General features: G+C 37.8%; 14 protein-coding genes. 5 read left to right on the top strand and 9 right to left on the bottom strand.

The genetic code is table 11. The features are described 5' to 3' along the window. Positions 1–52: 52 nt before the first annotated feature. Together OQE68_RS29745 and OQE68_RS29750 are read left to right on the top strand one after the other, a co-directional pair. Positions 53–1,651: a portal protein gene (locus OQE68_RS29745; RefSeq protein WP_266196012.1), complete on the top strand. Its 1,599-nt coding sequence runs from the start codon at positions 53–55 to the stop codon at positions 1,649–1,651. Next, positions 1,629–2,657, top strand: coding sequence for a hypothetical protein (locus tag OQE68_RS29750; protein WP_266196013.1), 1,029 nt, complete (start codon positions 1,629–1,631; stop codon positions 2,655–2,657). The genes OQE68_RS29745 and OQE68_RS29750 overlap by 23 nt, the downstream gene beginning before the upstream one ends. A gap of 93 nt (positions 2,658–2,750) precedes the next feature. On the opposite strand, the gene OQE68_RS29755 is transcribed toward OQE68_RS29750, so the two are convergent. The 3 genes from OQE68_RS29755 to OQE68_RS29765 are packed head-to-tail and all read right to left on the bottom strand — an operon-like array spanning position 2,751 to position 5,251. Beyond that, entirely contained in the window at positions 2,751–3,203 is a 453-nt protein-coding gene (locus OQE68_RS29755) for a hypothetical protein (protein WP_180571538.1), read from the bottom strand. A gap of 18 nt (positions 3,204–3,221) precedes the next feature. Continuing rightward, positions 3,222–4,346 carry a hypothetical protein gene (locus OQE68_RS29760; protein ID WP_180571539.1) on the bottom strand — a complete coding sequence of 375 codons (1,125 nt, stop codon included), beginning with the start codon at positions 4,344–4,346 and terminating at the stop codon, positions 3,222–3,224. Further along, complete coding sequence (locus tag OQE68_RS29765) at positions 4,343–5,251, bottom strand: ParA family protein (protein ID WP_180571540.1); 909 nt, start codon at positions 5,249–5,251, stop codon at positions 4,343–4,345. Before OQE68_RS29765 ends, OQE68_RS29760 begins: the two co-directional genes overlap by 4 nt. 565 nt (positions 5,252–5,816) lie before the next feature. On the opposite strand from OQE68_RS29765, the gene OQE68_RS29770 reads away from it, so the two are divergent. Next, entirely contained in the window at positions 5,817–7,430 is a 1,614-nt protein-coding gene (locus OQE68_RS29770; protein WP_180571541.1) for a RepB family plasmid replication initiator protein, read from the top strand. A gap of 5 nt (positions 7,431–7,435) precedes the next feature. Here the strand turns inward: OQE68_RS29770 and OQE68_RS29775 are convergent, their stop codons facing one another. Together OQE68_RS29775 and OQE68_RS29780 are read right to left on the bottom strand one after the other, a co-directional pair. Next, positions 7,436–8,176, bottom strand: a complete 741-nt coding sequence (locus tag OQE68_RS29775) for a recombinase RecT (protein ID WP_266196014.1) — start codon at positions 8,174–8,176, stop codon at positions 7,436–7,438. Further along, positions 8,173–9,279, bottom strand: coding sequence for a PD-(D/E)XK nuclease-like domain-containing protein (locus OQE68_RS29780; RefSeq protein ID WP_266196015.1), 1,107 nt, complete (start codon positions 9,277–9,279; stop codon positions 8,173–8,175). Before OQE68_RS29780 ends, OQE68_RS29775 begins: the two co-directional genes overlap by 4 nt. 324 nt (positions 9,280–9,603) lie before the next feature. On the opposite strand from OQE68_RS29780, the gene OQE68_RS29785 reads away from it, so the two are divergent. Both OQE68_RS29785 and OQE68_RS29790 read left to right on the top strand, forming a co-directional pair. Next, positions 9,604–9,996, top strand: coding sequence for a hypothetical protein (locus tag OQE68_RS29785; protein ID WP_266196016.1), 393 nt, complete (start codon positions 9,604–9,606; stop codon positions 9,994–9,996). 154 nt (positions 9,997–10,150) lie between these two features. Next, entirely contained in the window at positions 10,151–10,645 is a 495-nt protein-coding gene (locus tag OQE68_RS29790; protein ID WP_180571391.1) for a ParB/RepB/Spo0J family partition protein, read from the top strand. An 85-nt stretch (positions 10,646–10,730) separates the two neighbouring features. Here OQE68_RS29790 and OQE68_RS29795 read toward each other — a convergent pair whose 3' ends face one another. From OQE68_RS29795 to OQE68_RS29810, 4 genes are all read right to left on the bottom strand, one after another. Next, on the bottom strand, positions 10,731–11,105 hold the full coding sequence (locus OQE68_RS29795) for a DUF2750 domain-containing protein (RefSeq protein ID WP_180571390.1): 375 nt from the start codon (positions 11,103–11,105) through the stop codon (positions 10,731–10,733). Positions 11,106–11,758: 653 nt separating this feature from the next. Continuing rightward, positions 11,759–15,184: an ATP-binding protein gene (locus OQE68_RS29800; protein ID WP_180571389.1), complete on the bottom strand. Its 3,426-nt coding sequence runs from the start codon at positions 15,182–15,184 to the stop codon at positions 11,759–11,761. Positions 15,185–15,773: 589 nt separating this feature from the next. Then, entirely contained in the window at positions 15,774–16,826 is a 1,053-nt protein-coding gene (locus OQE68_RS29805) for a sensor histidine kinase (RefSeq protein WP_180571388.1), read from the bottom strand. After that, positions 16,816–18,073: sigma-54-dependent transcriptional regulator (locus OQE68_RS29810; protein WP_266196017.1), on the bottom strand; the 1,258-nt coding region annotated here is incomplete at its 5' end. The genes OQE68_RS29810 and OQE68_RS29805, both read right to left, overlap by 11 nt.

Below are 18,073 nucleotides of genomic sequence, written 5' to 3' on the forward strand. Positions count from 1 at the left end.
ATCTGCCGTACTTTACATCAAACCATTATATACTCGCTCAAAAGGCGAGTTTATGGCAGTAGAGACCGAAAAACCCAAGAAAAAAAGTCGTTGGAAACGCTTGTTTTCCGGCTTTAATGAAAACGAACCCATTCATGATAGCCCGGTTAGTGGTATTGCTTGTGATTTATCCAGTATGGAACGGCTATTAAATCAGCCGCTACAAACTGATGATGCCAGTCACTACGAACCACTAAAAACCCCCTTCCCCACTGACCGCACCCTGCAATACAAAATCTATGATGAAATGGCGGTGGATCCGTCGATTGATGCCGCTTTAAAAATGCATATTCAGCATGCCCTTTCTGCTACTACTGACACCAATGAGATCATTTTTATTGAGTCAAAGGACGGTCAACCAAACCAAGTGATTTCAGATTTGAATGACACGTTTCGGGATTTGTTTAATGCGCAATTACATAACTGGGCTTATGAAGCCGCTAAGTATGGCGTGTGTTATGTCCGACCTTATGGTGCAGAAGGTAAAGGCATCCAACATATACGGCATGATCGTTATACCCATCCTCTTTCAATTAAGGAATTTGAACGAGCCGGATTATTAGCAGGTTATCGATCAAAACACCAACCCGCCGACCAAAGACAACAGCTAATCGAACCCTGGAAAGTCGTCAGTTTTAAAATACCCCAATGGTCCAACTTGTGTAGCCATCAACAACACCAACCTTCACGAGAACACACACAGTTTAATCTGGCATCTGATGATTACGAAAATGACCCGGTTGTTGAAACTACCCATTATGGAGAATCACTGTTAAGAGCGGCGTTTGATCCCTGGCAAAAACTCGAACAAGCCTCCACTGCCTTAAGTGTGGCTCGCTGGAATGCCGGTAAAAAAGATCGGTTTATTGGAGTCAATGTAGGGCAAGAATCTCCCCAAAAAGCCGCTGGTTACTTCAACACCATTGCCAAGATCTTAAAACAAAAGTCGGATCACTCTTCTAATCAAGCCATGTCCAAAGGCTTCTTTAACACTATCAATAACCTGGTGTTTCCAGTGTGGTCAAGTGGGTCTGGCAAGGTGGATATTCAAACCGAAGTCAATGATGTGAATATCGCTTCCATCGAAGATGTGAATTTTATAGTCAATCGACTTGCGTCTGCACTGAGCGTTGATAAGTCATTGTTAGGTTTTACGGATGACCTGTCGGGCGGTCTGGGGGATGGTGGTTTTTTTAGGATGGCCATTGCCGCAGCGATTAAAGCCAACCTGGTTCGAAATGCAGTACGTAATGGTATCGAACGATTATTCGAGATTCATGTAGCGTATAAATACAACAAGGTATATACGCCCGACGACAAACCCTGGGTGATTAAATTCAACAGTATTAATACCGCACTGGAACAAGAGCAAGCTCAAGCCCAAGAAGTACGAGCCAACTTTGCAACATCTGTCGTTTCGCTGATTCAACTGATTGATCCTGAGTTCCAACTACTGGATAAGAAAGACGCTCTGAACTGGGTCATGACAGAGTTAATGCAATTTCAGGCAGACGACATTAGCCCTCTGTTTACTTCCAAAAAACCCTCCTCTACTCAAGACCAGCCAAGCAAACCAAACGAGCCCAAGCATGAGCAAAAACAAACTCAATAAAGTCACTTGTACATTTAATATCTTTGAAAACGGTAGAAGCTACTCAGGCAAAGAACGTGGTTATGTGCTCGATAACTTTAAGAAAATCATTGACTCACCTGAAACCCAAGAGCGATTGAAACTTAGGGAGATGGTGGGTTATGTGGGTCATGGTATTCGCGAACTGACGAATAAATTGTTCCCTGGTGAAACTGATGTTGCCAAACTGGATAGTGGCAAAGAAATTGTCATCAAAGCGATTCCAGCTTGTGTATGTACCGAACTTAACATTGATGATGAAGGCAACGTTACACACTCACAAGAAATTTTAGACAACGAAGAAGGTAAAACCCTACTTGGGTTACACAACTCGAAAGTGGGTGGTTTTTCAATTGCGGCACGAGGAAGTGAAACAGGTGCGAATACATTCTTAAATCAGATCAGCGGTTTTGATTATGTAATCAATCCAAACTTTGCTAACAACCGTGGCTATGTCCTCGACTCCACAGCAGAAGAGAAACCTAACTTTGCAGCCATCCTTGATGCCATCAAGCAAACAGGTGTAAATGAAGAGGATGCAGAAAACAGACTTCAACAGTGGTTTGATTCAGTTGAACTGTCATACAACCAGAACCAAATGTACTTTCATGAGCTGGTGAAGCTACAAGCGTTGTATGATCACTTAAACCAAGAACAGACAACACTGGTTAATGATAATGATACGCTGAAGCAAACCATCGAAAAAGAAGCACAACAGAGGCAGTCCTTGTTTGCCGAATTTGCTAAAAACTCACCTGTCGTAATAACCGATGCCGTAGCAAATGCCCTGGTTAACCCATCAACTGTAGAAGACCTGGAACCACTCAAAGCCTTGCTAGATAACGCTACGAAAATAGATGGTAAACAACTGCCGTTGAAAAGGAGTAAACGCTCTCAAGAGCCCCCCTCCCCTACTCCAAGCTTTTTAGTCAGTGACCCAATGGAATATGGAGCGATTGAAACTGCGCCAGAGGTTTCTATGTATTAACAAATATACATTTATCGGCTTATAGGTCCCAGACAAAAAATTATTTTCTTTTTAAAATCAACAACTTAAATAAAAGGGGTCCCGGGACCCCCTTTATACATCATCAAGGGGAAGCTCTTTTCCAAAGGCGTTCATTTTCCAATACCTCCTATATATAGCTGTGTAAATAATTCTTCTTTTTACACCAATCAATCCAACCTCTGTTTCATTAATATAGTCAACTTTATCCTCTAGCTGCCTATCAATTTCAATAGGCAGAGTTAAAAAGATTGTTTTCATTTCCAGCCCTTTATGCCTATTACTTGTATCTGTATCAAGCAATAACATGAACTCATCATGAGGCTGATCTAACATATCTTTGAGCGCTTCTGCAATCCAGATGGATTGCTGCTTTTTATTATAACTATCCCTTTGAAGAGCTTTATTTAGCAGGTTAAAGCAGTGGGCAGTTATATCAACAGAAGTTGAGGTTAATTCATTTTTATAATCTTTGTTTTCAAAGAAAAATCTTACATCATTCCAAGATGAAATACTTTGTGTAATCATAAAAAGCTCCAATCTTCACTACTCGCTAAAAACAGTATTACCAATTTCTAAAAAGCTATTCCATGCTTTTTCTATTTGTTCAAAGTCATTCCAGTCCAAATCTTGAATGACAGTTTTTAGCTGCGAGAATTCTTTTGATTTAGAGTATCTCTTTAAGATATCTTTTATTAGCTCACTGTTTTTAGTAGTCCCCATTTTAAGTGTTCGTTTTCCATAGTCTCTTTTACTGCTTTTAATTTGGGCTACTTCTTCATTTTCGAAATAACTGCATTCCTTTAGTTCACCCTCAAACTCAGAATATTTTTTTAACAGTTCGCTTCTAACTTTAGCTGGATTCTTTTTTAATTCTTGGTGAAGTTTAACTGCTGGCTTTAGTGATGTAATAACGTGCTTATGTACTAGTTTTTTAACTAGCTCACAGCTATGTAAAACTCTATAAAAACTCCTTGCATTTTGATTTGAAAGACCAGTCTCTTTTTCTAAATCTGAAACTGTTGCAGGTTTACCATACTTTATTGTGTACTCAGTATTAACAAGCTCAACAAATGATAGTTTATCTGCTAAAGACATATCAGACTGACCAGCATTCTCTTTGAACTGTATTTTCGCAACTTCAAACGGAGAGTTATAAACTTCAGTAGATTTTTCTATTTCAGCATAAATTAAATGTTCTTCAAGGATGTATGCTGCAATAAAGCGTCTTTGCCCATATATAACTTTATAAACACCAGAATTATCATCTAGCAGCTTAATAGGTGGTAAGACGCTAATGCCATCTAAGTAAATTGTTTTAGCTAATGCACAAATTTCTTCGTAATCAGATTTTGCTTTTTTAAGTGCAAATCTATCAAACTTTAGCTTATGTTCTAAGTTATCAAAAGAAGGAAATAATATATCCCCCTCCTTCTTTTGTATTACGCAATCACTAGCTCCTACTTTTAACCAAGATTTAAGCTGCTGCGGTGTAAATGAAAGAGCCCTTACGTTACTAAGATTGTGATGAATCATGTCCATTCTAATTGGACCTGCATCACGACGTAATTCTTGTGACTTACTTACAAGTTCGTCTCTACTTAGTTTTTTTTCAGTAGTTCCACTGTCAGTATTTGAATTTCTACTTGGAATTCTAAACATTCCACTCATTTAAAGACCCTCTTATAAATTTCTTCGCAGGTTTCTAAAAGTTCATGTTTGTCATTTTCTTGCTGCGATTTTTTATGCCCATATTTCTTAGCCATAACAGAGGATGGCCACTCTAAAAAACTTGAAGGTTCTGCAGGTGTTTCACTCAATCTTGTAATTGTTACTCTTTTGTACATTGGTGGATCAATTATCAAGTCACCATGCTGATCTTTAAGAAACTCTAAGCGCTTTTTTTGACTTGCAGATTTGTCATAGATTGTTGGAACAATGCCAGCCAGTTTAATTTCATGGTCACTACATACAACATCATTCTGCTGTCCAACAAAAATTTTCATTGCTTCAAGTCCTTCTAAAGACATTTGCGCAAGCTGAACAGGAATGAAAACATGTGTACTAGCTCTTAAAGCCCCAATTACAAGAGGGTTTTTATCTGGAGGTGTATCGATAATTACAACATCATATGCACTTCTCAGTTCAGGAAGCTTAAAAAACTCAAGTGGCCTGTTGTATACCCTTTCAAGTAAGTAATCTGGACTATTTTTGAGAACAGCATCAAGCCGGCTTGACCATGAAGGAACAATATCTAAGTTAGGTATACTGGTTGGATAAGGCACAACCATTTGGCCATGATAAATTCCATGAAAACTTGTTCTTGGTGGAAAATCGGAGGGGTCATTACCTTCTCTATAGTCCGGATGAACAGGAGGAATAGCAGTTCCATCGATTTCTGCTCTTGTTTCTTCTGACTCCATTCTTAGATAACGCCTAGAAAGTGATCCCTGCTTATCCAGGTCTATTAGAAGAGTTCTTTTGTTTTTAAGTTGAGCTGTGTAAGAGGCTATTACTTGAGCAAGTGTAGTTTTTGCTTCGCCCCCCTTATGAGTTGCACTTGTAATGATTTTCATCAAAGTGATTCCATCTGTTAGTTGGAATATTCATTAAAAGAGTACATATCTTAAATAATAGCAGTACTCACATATATATGTACAAATAGGCGACTAAGATTGTACATATTTTATTATTTTCTAACAATATATAGGTTTAAATTTTTTATTAATAAGTAAAAAATTTGTATGTTTTTAAAACATAATACATTCATTTTGAGCAGAAATTTACCATTTCTTATAACTATAACTACTATATATGTAAATATAATATACTATAGGTATACTATAGAGAGTTTGTAAGTTATTGATTTATAAAAGAAAATACCATTAACTTGGTTAAAAAAATACATTTTTGGTCGAAATAATACGAAACTTGGTTATTAAAATACATAAGCCGCCTATTTTTTGACCTACAGTTAATGCTGTAACAAATATGTTGAAAAATAGGTTGAGATAGTCTTAAATATAGGCCAGGGTATATTAGGTATGGTGTTGCTATAAGTTGAGAAAACATTAAACGTTTTGTATGAAAAATAGCCGCTCTGGTTTGAAATATAGTTTCGGTTTAAGGTATTTCACTTAAATGACAGTTAAGCTTGTTTACAGGAAGGAGGAGGGTAGTTATCAAGGCTCAAAAGTAATAGCTGATATGATAGCCCTCTTGTCCAAGAAAGCTGCAGATCTAAGCTTGCCAATGGATGCTTCCAAGCTAAACCGTAGTCCTGTGATTAGCTCAATTGAGCTGAAGTGTCTCATAGCGATGATGGAGTTATCACGAAGAGAAAGAGAGTATTTAGGTATCACCCAGCATCAATGGTCTTATTCAGATCTTGCTAAAACTATCAATTTTCCAAATCGAAACTATGAATTAATCAAAAAGTCTGTCTACAGACTAAGTAGCATCAAGATTGCAACTTTTGATGATCTAACCACCGCTAAAAGTATAGTTACTTATTTATCTGAAAATGATGAGTTAATACACAAGCCTTTTACAAAAGCAGTATTAAGTGCTGAGAGTAAATCTTTTAAGATTAAATCGGCAGGTGTATTTAATTACTCATTAGCTGATTGGTTTTATGATGATCTTCATAAAGTTTACACTCATGTTGATTTCAACTATTTAAGTAAGTTATCAAGCACTCAAACTATTGCCCTGTATAAATTATGCAGACCATATGTTCAAAATCAACATGTAGGCAGAGAGGTCCACTCCAGAATATATAGTCAAGAGGAACTTTCTTGTTTACTTTTTATGCCAAATTTAGTTAATGTATTTCCATCTGAGGCAAGAAAACAGATAGAATCAAAGATTAAGACCGTATCTAAAAAAGACCTGGATATTGAGGTAAGGTTAATCGCATCAGGTAAAAAAGGATTTCAGTTTATTATAAAAAAAATAGTGTTTAAACGAGACTCAAATGAATTGAGCCAATATATTAAAAGCTTGACTAAAAGAAAAGATTTAATTAATAATGACGACTTAAATAAGTTGAGCTTGTACGATTTATGTAGAATACACTTAAATATAAACCAAACTGATAAATACATTGTTACTGAAGATGGCTCTCCTGGCTTATTTGCTGAGGTTTTGGGTCTTGATAAAGTTGAAAAATTTATCAAGGAACTAGTATTATCTGGTGGTAGAAGACAGCATGGTGCTTATGTATATAAAGCACTGAAAAACAAATATTTAAGGGAAATAAATCAAAATAAAGATTCAGCTCCCTCTGAGTTTGATACTAATTTAAATAAAGATGGGAATGAGAAAGAAATAATAACTGACCCATTTAAAAGAAATATTATACTATATAATAATGCTTTAAATGTATCATCAAAATACCTTATTGGAAAGCTACAGTCGCCTAACACTCAATATAACTTAAATTGCCAAGATTTATTTGAAGGACTAGTCGAGCGGCTCAAAAAACATCAACTATGGTCAAACGTTTTTACCGATAAGCTGAAAAAAGGGAAGTTTACTTATACACTAGTAATGATTATGTATGAGATCACAATTTTGTGGCATAGAAGCCCATTTTGTTATACGAAGGAAGACAAGGAAAGTTTTATACACCCTTGGGATTTTATCCAAGACCATGAAGTAAATCTGGATTTGCTTCCATCTGATAAGCTTGATAAAGCATTATATTTTTTGGATATATACAGGCAATTTAAAAATAGAGAGAAAATCGATTAGTGTCTTTAAGGGTTGATAGTGTCAATATCACGATTCATTAGCTCAACAGCATTGCTAAATCGACCGCTTTTATCTTGATACTTTGGCCAAAGCTTAAATGCACGCTTAATACAAGCTTTCTTTTCCATCTCTCCACGAAAGGGACCAGACCAGACACTGTTATTGAATCCATTTTGTTGAGCACAAGCATTCAACTCTGCTTGTGTCATAAAGGTAGTCATGTAATCGTTAGTGGCCAGTTTGGCTACACAATACACACCTATACAGTTACCTTTCTCTTTATCACTCAAAAAAGGGTTTTTGGTTTGGTGCTTTGGTGGCAGCAAAGGACCTAAATACTCAAACCCACCGTTCTGAATATCACTCTCAAATACTCGCTCAGCCACTACAAACTGTACTACACCCGTTTCTAAAGCCAGGGTATAAAGGCCGTGATAAGTGATGTCAAACTTACACTCTAAAGCTAGAAGTTCTTTGTTATACCGGGTTGTTAGGTAACACAGTTTCTTCTGGTGATTGAGCGTTAATCCTAAGCTGGCCGCTTGCAATAAGCTGTCGTGTATCGACTGTGGTGTGCAGTGCTGTAGCTTTGTTGTTTGTGCAATTTGTGTTTTAGCGAACTGAGCTTCTTCATGATAATTAAGATTATATTTATGATGCTCAACTATATGCTTAAACCGTTCTTCACTCTTAATGATAGCCTTAATATAAGTAGGTAACGGTGGGGTAGGGGAGTCATTGCTCATAGACGTGTTTTTGATAACCAAGATGATAAATTAAGGACAGTAATACCAGCCGTGGTATAACCTGGCCAGTGATTATTTTCTAAACAATTATTGAGCTTGAGTAACGCTTGAATCACTAGTTCATCAGCAAGCTGTTTGGTTTCCTCGCTTAGCGTGATAGGCTCACAGATAGCGACGTCTTGATATTCAACCACTAAAAAGTCAAAGCCACTGGGTAGCAAACCTGTGCACATCTCAAACACATAACGATAAAACGCATCTTGATACTGATAACCGTATTTAGCGGCTTTGCTTTTCCAAAGAACGGGGTTGGCTGTATCCGCTGTTTTCAGATCCCACAAGTGTAGGGTATTTGTTAAACAGTCTATACGGCATTTAAGGGGGAGATGGGTTATAGGGCAGGTGGCAAATAATGACAGTTCACTGATACCAGCTGATAATACCTCTTTAGCCTCTGGACGCTCATAAATTGCTTTGACTACCTGGTGGGCTTGTAGCCAAGTAGTTTTTGCAATAGGTGTCTTATGTTGATGCTCTGGCAATTCATGGTGATTGAGTAACAGCTGATCCCAAATCGCTATATCAGGATCCACTGATAGTAACCTGGCAATTTTACCAGCTTTTCGCTCCCCAATTTTAGTTTTAGGCTGTTTTAGCTGGACTAATGCTCGATCAATATCAGTGGTCGTTTTTAGCGCTGTTGGATAGTCTTCAATGGCTAAATCACAGTAGTAGCGCTGATAAACCTTGTCAGGCTCTAAGCACAGTGCATGAATAAACTCTCCCGTTGTTAAATAACTGGCTGGTTTTTGGTTGTTAGTTGTTTTGTCTGATTCGATAAATTGACAATAAAAGTGCTTGGCTGATTGGTTAATTAACACCTTTAGCTGGCTATGTGAATAAGCTGGTGCCTGGTGATAATCAGCCGCTGGCAAATTTCTATAAACACCGGGGATACATTGCCCCAGTTCGTCCAGGTAGTGCCGTATGACACCCGTTTCAGTGTGAGTTACCGCTTCATTGATAGTCAGCCCAAGCGATTCAAATAATGCTAAATCAGTGTGAGAACAGGGCGCTAATTTTTCAGAATCAGACTGAATCATGTTTGATAATTAACAAATTTGTTGAAAACGTGAATTGAAAATTACTAATAAATCACTCAAAAAAACACCAATAAATAACGAAAACTCAATGATAATCGTTGATCAAAAAAATATGGAAATTTTTAATATTAGGTATTTAAATTTGTTTCACGTAGTGATAAATTTTCTCCCATCACTGATTCGACATTAGCCTAGTGTTGCATGGATTAATGACTCTTTAGAAATAAATAAAAAAGTTGCAGCTATTTTTTTATCAGTGATAAACAAGGGGAAAAACAGGACGGGAATGAAGCATTGGTGTTAATAGGATTAGGAGTTGATACTATGAATCCAGCCTTTATTGAAGCTTCAATCGAAATCTTAAAGGGTGCACGACCTGTAGATTTATCAAAAGTCCATAACCTTCATTATGGTGCTTTACGAGATAGTGTTCACCGGTTTTGCCGACAAAGAAATCGCATCTTATACAATGAGTTATTAGTACAGGCAGCACATTACAACCGTTCTCAGCCCAAACTGTCAGTGTTACGAGCACACAAAGATGAATTCTTAGGCACTGAGCCCAGTCAGCGTCCTGCTACAACGGTTGAAAAAGAGATCAACTTGTTGGAAAAACAATACCAGCAACTTAGCCAGCAACATCGGGAAACGCGGGCACTACTCGAACAACGCCGACTTGAACTGCAGTCTATTGAAAATCAGGCACTAGCCTGTTAATAAACAGCAGCAAACACTTAAATAGTGTTATCAACAGAGAAGATGCATGAGTAGCGTTTCAGAGAAACTGTAAACAATAGTCGACCTAGTAAACCAATTATGTCATAATAACTTGTAGCATTGCTACAAATTATCCATTAAACAATAACTCAGTATGAATGACATTTGGAAAGCCGTTAAACGGTGCAAGCAGTTAAAAGAGCAGGGCTTATCACAAGCAGATATTGCCATGCGAATGAAAGTTTCACGGGCTGAAGTATCACATCTATCGCGGTTTGATCAGTTACATCCAAAGGTTAAAGCTCTATTAGATAAGTATACTCTCCCTGCTGCACATTTACGGGAGCTGGTCACCGTCAAAAATATCTACCAGCAAATGCAGCTGGTTAAGCAGGCTTATATACACGACTGGTCAAGTCGTGACCTAGCTGGTGAAATTCAGTTACTGGAAGAAATTGATACGTTGGCAAAATGGCAGACAATGAAGGATGATCAGCTAGGCCAAAAATTATCAACGCTCACGGGATTTACCTCCGTGGTTAAACGTGGGAGACGAGCTAAAAATAGCACCAATGGTGGCTATGTGGTGCTGGCTTTTAGCAACGATGAGGAATTGGAAGCCATCATCAAAAAATTAAGGAAGAACTAAAAAAGGCCAGTACAACATAATCTGGCAAACGGGACATAGTACCCCTACGACCCAACGAAAATAATGAACGCAAAATACTTTTTAATTACATCAGGCCTAACAATTCATCTTTTAATAACTGCGTATTAATAATGGTGCCCCTGTCAGAGGGTGTTTGAAAAATGGAAGGAAACCATAAACTGTTATCCAGCATAGGAATGACTTCGTTCAACACAATCTCAATAGTAAATTGTATGGGTTTAAAATATTGCCATTGTTTAATTGCACAAATTGTGGCAAAAGCCCCGTTAGGCCAAAGAGGAAACGTTTGATAACCGTTGGATTGTTCGATGGCCCAGCTTCCTCTATATAATGTCCAGATTTGATTGGTTTCAACCGCTTCTTCAAAAAAATAGCAATAACGTTTTAATCGTGGCCAGGTGACAATGGTAGCCAAATCATCAGGCAATGGAGACCGCATTTAATTACCCCATTTAATTTTATTATAAATAATATTTGATAAGTAAAAAATGGGGGCAAAGAGCCCCCTAAACCAGAGGTTCCAGTATGTCGTTTAACAGACACACTCTACACAAGTTAAATTAAGGATTATGAAATGAACCCAGAATGGATCTGGGCTAATTACAACAGTGGTTAGTCATTGGATAAATTGCCTAATACAATAAGAGTAGCACTACCTAATGGTATGAGATATTAGTTAGGCTGAAACTTAGATTGATTGGAGACAGTACCGCCTGACTGCTTCCTCTGTCGCGTGTCTACTATAAATTGGTATAGCGGTAATTTTCAATAAATAAAGTTTATGAATTGTAGTCATAAATTATTTTAAGTTGATTTATGCTCTTGCTTATTTAAAAAATAATATTTTAACAATAAGTGTGTATTTAAGAGATGAATGATTTAAATACAATATGGGATAAGTAAAGCAGATGATGTGCTTTAGTGTTGAGGGATAACTGAAAGAAAAAGGTGTGTATTATAAAGCAGGTTAAGCAAATTGGGAGTAGGGAAAAAGTAGTTATGAGGGGGTAGCACTTCAATATGATGATAACCGTCTGATTGATGACTATTTAATATGAAGTGCTACAAAAGCGTTAAAAAAACTAAACAATATTAAGCGCTATCCTCTTTTTCCAATTTGGATTTTTGTCTGGCTTTTGTCCATGGAGACTCTTTATCTGAAATTGACTCAAACCAATACATTTCATTGGCATTTCGTGGAGCCACGCCGGTACTTAATATGAGTCGTTTAAAGCCCAGTTCATAAAGAGTTTTACCCCATTCACTACCCCTGATAGGGAAGTCTAAAAACTCATCATCAATATAAATTGGAGTTTCTTTATCTATATGCTCAGCATACTGCTCAAACTCAGTTGGGCTGGACAATGACAGAAGTTTTGCACCGTTTAATTGGGCTTCTAGTTTCCAAGCCGTTCGTATGGCTTTAAAATCATCAACATGTACCATATCGTAGCGAATGGGCTCCCATGGGGCTACCTCGATGGAAAGCCAGTTTACTAAGGATTTGGGTAGGATCCTGACCCTTAGTTTTGAGCAGCGTTCTCGTATATTGGCGCTTTTATAATGGCTGGTTACTAGAATACGGGTACTGGAGTTTGCGGGGATCATTTCAATAATATCCAATCCAGTTTTGGACTCCCCTAGTAGTTCGTAGTCAGATAATAAGACCAAAGGACGATTAGTATCTTTTTGTTGTTTCCAAAACTCCCCGATTTGTGCTTCATTACGGAAGTAGTATACATCAACACAAGATTCCTTTAATGGGAGTGGGGCGAACCGACTTTGCCAGACATTGTGCATACTGGCATCATCATCTAACACCATTATTTGCGCATTAGCGGGTAATAGTAAGAAGGGTAAGAACCATTCAGGCGCAGGCTGTATGGGGAGGGCAATAGTAATTTGTGTACTAACACCAGGGTTTGATTCTAAAGTAAATTTACCCTTCCATAACTCAATGGTTGATTTAGCATGAGATAAGCCTAAACCGGTGTTACCTGTTTTACCCACACTGACCCCGCGTTCTAATACTTTATCTATAAGCTCGTTAGAAATGCCCTGTCCATTATCAGTCAGGGTAATAACTGTTTTATTGTTTAAGACTTTCAGGGTTAGTTGAATATTAAGCTGGGTTTGTTCACCAATGGCTTCTATTGAGTTATTGATTAAATTAGACAGCACCCGTCGAAGCGAATTGGCATGTATATTCACAAAGGCGCTATAAGCATCACTATCAATTTGTAGCTGAAGAGCGACCTCAGTTTGACGGCGATATTGAATGCGTTTTTCTGATACGACTTCTTCCAGAATGGTAGATAACAACTGCTTGGAAATTTGCTGCTTGGCGGGATCTTTATCAATATTTTGCTCTCGCTCAACAACTAACAAACCATTGACAATATCACTCATACTTTCAATAGCACTATGAAGAATCATACGGTTTTGTTCAGGAATCGCCTCAGCAGAATGTTCAGCAATTTGTTCCAGCGCGGTGAGAGGTGAACGTATGTCATGGGCCACTTGAGCTGCCATTTGGTTGATCCCTTCCAAATTGGCCATACGCTTTTCGTTTTCAATAAAATCATTAAACTTGTCAGCCATGATGGCAAACTCATCAATAAAGTAACGCTCTTCGCCATTAGTATCCTTGAGCTTGTTTGATGTCTTATCCATGGCTACATCCAACACCATTGTGGCTTCACTGCAGATACGTTTGACAATGCGGTAGGTGATACTAAACATCAAGAGAACAAAAGCGACATAAATAGTTGCCACAATAATCAAGTGTTTTAAGGTTTTTTGATGGATTATTGAGTCATTAAAAAAAATGGTATATGAACCCCGTTGATTCTGTTTAACCAGTGAGTTGAAGTAGATCTCCTTAGAAACAGAATAAGTTGACTGGTTTGTATCACAGGATGTTTGTTGAATAAGATCAATATTAATATCGACGCAGTCGACATTTGCCATTTGGCTAAGTGAATGGAGCAATTGACTGGCCTGGGATGTGTCTTCAATGAGAGAGAACTGTCCAGCATATTTTTCTGTAATGGATTGGTCTTGTTGACGTTGTGCTTCAGTGGCTTGTTTAACGAAATACCAGGTTTCGCTTAAAAATACAACAAAGCTGGCAATAAAGAACATAATGCCAATCACCATACCTAAGCACTTTTTTAAGTTGGCACGTTCAAATTTACTGACGTTTTCTCCTTTTTTATAGTTAATTACAGCGAGAGCAGCACCAATAACCCCTAATACTGACATCATGACAAAAATACCCATATGGGGTACCCCTGCAATTAAAATCAGCCCGGCAATCATTGCGTAGGTTAATCGTGCTAGTAAGGAACCACCACTAAACCAACTGGCTTTAAATTCATCAGGAACAAAGCGATGACTATCAGAGGTAATTTCAGCACGTAAGGCAAAGCAAATGGGGTCTGCAATTAGTATCACTAAGAACATACAGGAAAGTTTGGCAATTGTTGAAATATCACTGTAAAAAGATATTGCAACTACAGTTGATAAAAAACCTAAAGCGAGAGTCCCTAGCCATCGAATAGCCCGAAAGCCTGGTTGTTTAGATAACCAAGGAATAAAAAAGCGAGATATAGCTATTCCTAAAAAACTACTGATAACAGCAGCTCCCATACCACCACCCCAAACTAATATTTGAGGTAAATCAGCATCCTTAAATAGATAGTAAGACTCACCAATTAAAAACATATAAGTAACTTGTAAAAAAAGGTGAGCAAAAGCATAAGTGTATAAAACAGGTAATGTAGCTTGCGCGGATAAAAATAACTTAGTTACTGTTACATTTTGGGTTGAATTGCCATCTTTAATAGATATTGTTTTAAAATTCAGGTCTTTAGCCATTTTAAAGTAGGCTAAGACTTGAATCATAAGAATGTATAAGATTAGTCCTAAAGGAATAAGTGTTACATATTCCTTTGTTATATAAGTAAACTGCTTTGTTTGTAGTAATAAGCCAAGTCCAAGTGCAAATAATGGTAGTCCTAAACGGATCAATATACCGTACTTGTAACTGGAAAGAAAAAGTGGAGGGGCATGATTGATTGAGCTATCGTTTTCCTTGAGTTTGTCTTGATACCAGCGTTGATAAGCGGCTTGGTATGAACCGCTGGTAAACGCACCATTAAGTGCACTACAAAGCTGGCGCAAGGCTAAAAAAATTAACATTAGAGTATAAAAGCCATAAATTGAACAAATAACCGTTAAGCTAAAAAACAAGGTGGCTGCAAAATCACAGAGAAGCCCAAGTTTGACTGAAAACTTCCAGCCAAAGCGGTCACCTAAATACCCCGTCGGGACTTCTAAAATGGCTGATAAGAAAAACAATAAAAATGTAGAGAGTACAATTCCTTCTCGGCCAAATCCCTCTGTTGTGGCAATAATGCAGTAGACAATTAGGCCCGTTGCCATATTACCGCCGCTTAACAAACCATCCGTGCGACCAAACTGCCTTAATAGCTTGTCAGTATAAATACTGGACATATAAGTTCCTTCTGAATTATGTCTATAGTATGCTTAGTGTTTACTTAATTTAGACAGTACGAAACGAAGTACTACTAAATAATCCTAATTGATAGATTTTAATAAAGAGTAAGTATAAACAAACAGAAAAAATGAACTTAACCATTTGCTAAGTCTTGATTTATTGAGTTGTTAAGATTGTGTGCTAATTTGTAACATGCCATACTCTATGTAAGTAACTTAATTATTACTCAAAAGGAGGAAATAACATGGGAAATACATTCCAGTTACATGGCGATGAGCGTTAGTAAAGAGAGTAAAATCGAAAAATTTACGTTGTTTAGCTATTATTCGATTAAGCCTAGGTTGCTATTTGCCGAAAACGATTTTTAAGGGGTGCAGTCTACCCCTGACTATTATCTGAGTAGCAGCATTTACTCATATCACTTGCAGCTCATCCACTTATCACTGATTAACAATCCAATAGTTATCATTTTTGCGATTAAATAAATCAAAACTCCTTTTCAATCACGTTGGTTTTCTGAGTGCAATATTACTATTTTATGAATAAGATCTACACAGTACCAAGCCAATTGCGATTAATCAAGTGTTACATGTTTGACTGACTGCTTCTTGAGCAATTAAATTTAATACTAAATAAAGCCCCACCATTCTTATTATTAGTTGCAGTGATAGTCCCGTTATGTATATGTATGACTTGTCGTACAGTTGAAAGGCCAACTCCTTTGCCATGGCCTTTTGTTGAATATAATGGCAGGAATAACTTATCTATCAGCTCTTGGGGGATACCCGGCCCATTGTCAGCTATATTTATTACGGCCTTGCCTTGTCCTGTATGCAATATGTTCAACTCGATTTTTCCATGAGTTGTGTTGGCTAGTGCATCGACGGCGTTATTTACCAACTGGATTAAAGCATCTTGAAGTAAAACAAGGTCGCCTTGAATCTCCAGGTCACTATCAGATAAGTTAGTGACTAGCGTAATTTTGTGTTCGATACACAGCTCACCACAGATATCATTAACTGTGCCTAGCAGCCAGTTTAAGTTAATTTTCTGAAAGCGTGGTGAAGGTTGATAGGTGATTTTTTGCAGAGCGTGATTATAGAGCTTTAGTTTATTAGTGGAATTTAATATATCACCCATCACTTGCTCAATGCTGACACCCTCAAGGTGCATTTGATTTTCTGGAAGTCCTTGACTGAGTGCACTACTGAAGATGTCTAATGATGTGATGATGTTTCCCAGTTTATGGCAAAATAAGGTAGATACATTTCGCCAAACATTCACTTCATGAATGTCTAACTCCTGTTGAATTGGTTGAACGGAAACAATTTTGCTTGTTTCACTGTTTTGAATCTCACTTGCTAGGAGTATTACTGGAATAGTTTTATCAGCCAGAGTGATTGAAGATAAGGTCTTTTGATTTGGCTGAATACCAACAATATCCTTTTGGATCATACTATCTAGCGCTGGCATGCCTCCCAATTGCTCTTCCTGAAAAAGACGATAAGCTTCTTTGTTGAGTAGCTTAATATCCTCATTTGAATAAACAGCTAATAGTGCAACTGGTACTTGATCAAGAGAATCGATTGGGCTTGACTGTTTATTCATCTGACATAGATTATAGATATTAGAGTTCATATTTTTCGATCCTTCTATAAAGTGCTGCACGGGATATACCTAGTTCTTTTGCTGCATGAGAAATATTGCCAGCGTATTTTTGTAAGGCGTTTTCTACTCTCTGTTTTTCCAGATTGCCCAGCTCCAGAGGCTGTGTTTGAGACTTTGTTTGCTTATCTGCTTTGGGTTGATTAGCCACTAATTGAAAATCACGGATATATAATTCAGATTCGTTGCTAAGAATAACGGCCCGCTCAACACTGTTTTGCAACTCTCGAACATTGCCTGGCCAGGGGTAGCGCTGTAATGCTGTTATTGTTTTCATTGATATGTGAGGTTTTGAGCGGTTGTACTTAAGTGAATACATATCCAAGAAGTAATCAACCAACAGGGGGATATCTTCACTTCTTTCTCTTAAAGCCGGTAATGTGATTTCAACGGTATTGAGGCGGTACAACAAATCCTGCCGAAACTGGGTGTTATCCAGCAACTCTGAGCGAGGTAAATTAGTGGCGGCAATCACTCGTATATCAACCGACTTGCTTTGATTGGCACCGATGGCTTTTACTTCCCGCTGTGATAATACGCTAAGTAATTTGGTTTGAAGCTGGGTGGGGAGGTTAGCGACCTCATCCAAAAACAGGGTGCCTTTATTCGCCTCGACAATATGACCCACTCTATTTTGGGTAGCGCCGGTAAAAGCCCCTTTTTTGTGACCAAACAGTTCTGATTCAAATAGACCTTCTGCAATAGTACCTAGGTCAATGGAGATAAATGACGATTTACTGCGACTTGACTGTTGATGTATTTCCCTGGCAATTAAGCCTTTGCCTGTGCCATTTTCACCTAAAATTAAAATATTGGCATCTGTTGGTGCAGATAAATAAATAATCTCCAGCACCTCCTGTATGGCGGATGACTGGCCAATAATGAGCTGTTCTGAGGGTTGGCGAAGACGAGATTTAATTGATTTACGTTTAGTTACATTTGTAGTACGTTTTTTAATTGACTTTTTAAGTTTGTAAGCCTCAATTGCTGTGGCCAGTAATTTATTCTTATCCCAAGGCTTTACAATAAAATCACTAGCACCGCTTTTCAGGGCTTGAATGGCAAGGTCCACTTCGCCATAAGCGGTCATCATAATAACCCTAGTTTCTGGCGCTAATTGATTAATTTCGGAGAGCCAATAAAGGCCTTCTGCGCCTGTACAACTGTCAGGCGAAAAGTTCATGTCTAGTAAAATGACATCATAAGTTGTATTATCTAGG

Source organism: Spartinivicinus marinus (assembly GCF_026309355.1).
GTDB lineage: Bacteria > Pseudomonadota > Gammaproteobacteria > Pseudomonadales > Zooshikellaceae > Spartinivicinus > Spartinivicinus marinus.

Excerpts from the sequence above, each read along its gene's own strand:
- OQE68_RS29770 (WP_180571541.1), top strand. The coding sequence starts at position 5,817 with ATGACAGTTAAGCTTGTTTACAGGAAGGAGGAGGGTAGTTATCAAGGC.
- OQE68_RS29765 (WP_180571540.1), bottom strand. The coding sequence starts at position 5,251 with ATGAAAATCATTACAAGTGCAACTCATAAGGGGGGCGAAGCAAAAACT.
- OQE68_RS29805 (WP_180571388.1), bottom strand. The coding sequence starts at position 16,826 with ATGAACTCTAATATCTATAATCTATGTCAGATGAATAAACAGTCAAGC.
- OQE68_RS29780 (WP_266196015.1), bottom strand. The coding sequence starts at position 9,279 with ATGATTCAGTCTGATTCTGAAAAATTAGCGCCCTGTTCTCACACTGAT.
- OQE68_RS29760 (WP_180571539.1), bottom strand. The coding sequence starts at position 4,346 with ATGAGTGGAATGTTTAGAATTCCAAGTAGAAATTCAAATACTGACAGT.
- OQE68_RS29745 (WP_266196012.1), top strand. The coding sequence starts at position 53 with ATGGCAGTAGAGACCGAAAAACCCAAGAAAAAAAGTCGTTGGAAACGC.
- OQE68_RS29800 (WP_180571389.1), bottom strand. The coding sequence starts at position 15,184 with ATGTCCAGTATTTATACTGACAAGCTATTAAGGCAGTTTGGTCGCACG.
- OQE68_RS29795 (WP_180571390.1), bottom strand. The coding sequence starts at position 11,105 with ATGCGGTCTCCATTGCCTGATGATTTGGCTACCATTGTCACCTGGCCA.
- OQE68_RS29785 (WP_266196016.1), top strand. The coding sequence starts at position 9,604 with ATGAATCCAGCCTTTATTGAAGCTTCAATCGAAATCTTAAAGGGTGCA.
- OQE68_RS29775 (WP_266196014.1), bottom strand. The coding sequence starts at position 8,176 with ATGAGCAATGACTCCCCTACCCCACCGTTACCTACTTATATTAAGGCT.
- OQE68_RS29790 (WP_180571391.1), top strand. The coding sequence starts at position 10,151 with ATGAATGACATTTGGAAAGCCGTTAAACGGTGCAAGCAGTTAAAAGAG.
- OQE68_RS29750 (WP_266196013.1), top strand. The coding sequence starts at position 1,629 with ATGAGCAAAAACAAACTCAATAAAGTCACTTGTACATTTAATATCTTT.
- OQE68_RS29755 (WP_180571538.1), bottom strand. The coding sequence starts at position 3,203 with ATGATTACACAAAGTATTTCATCTTGGAATGATGTAAGATTTTTCTTT.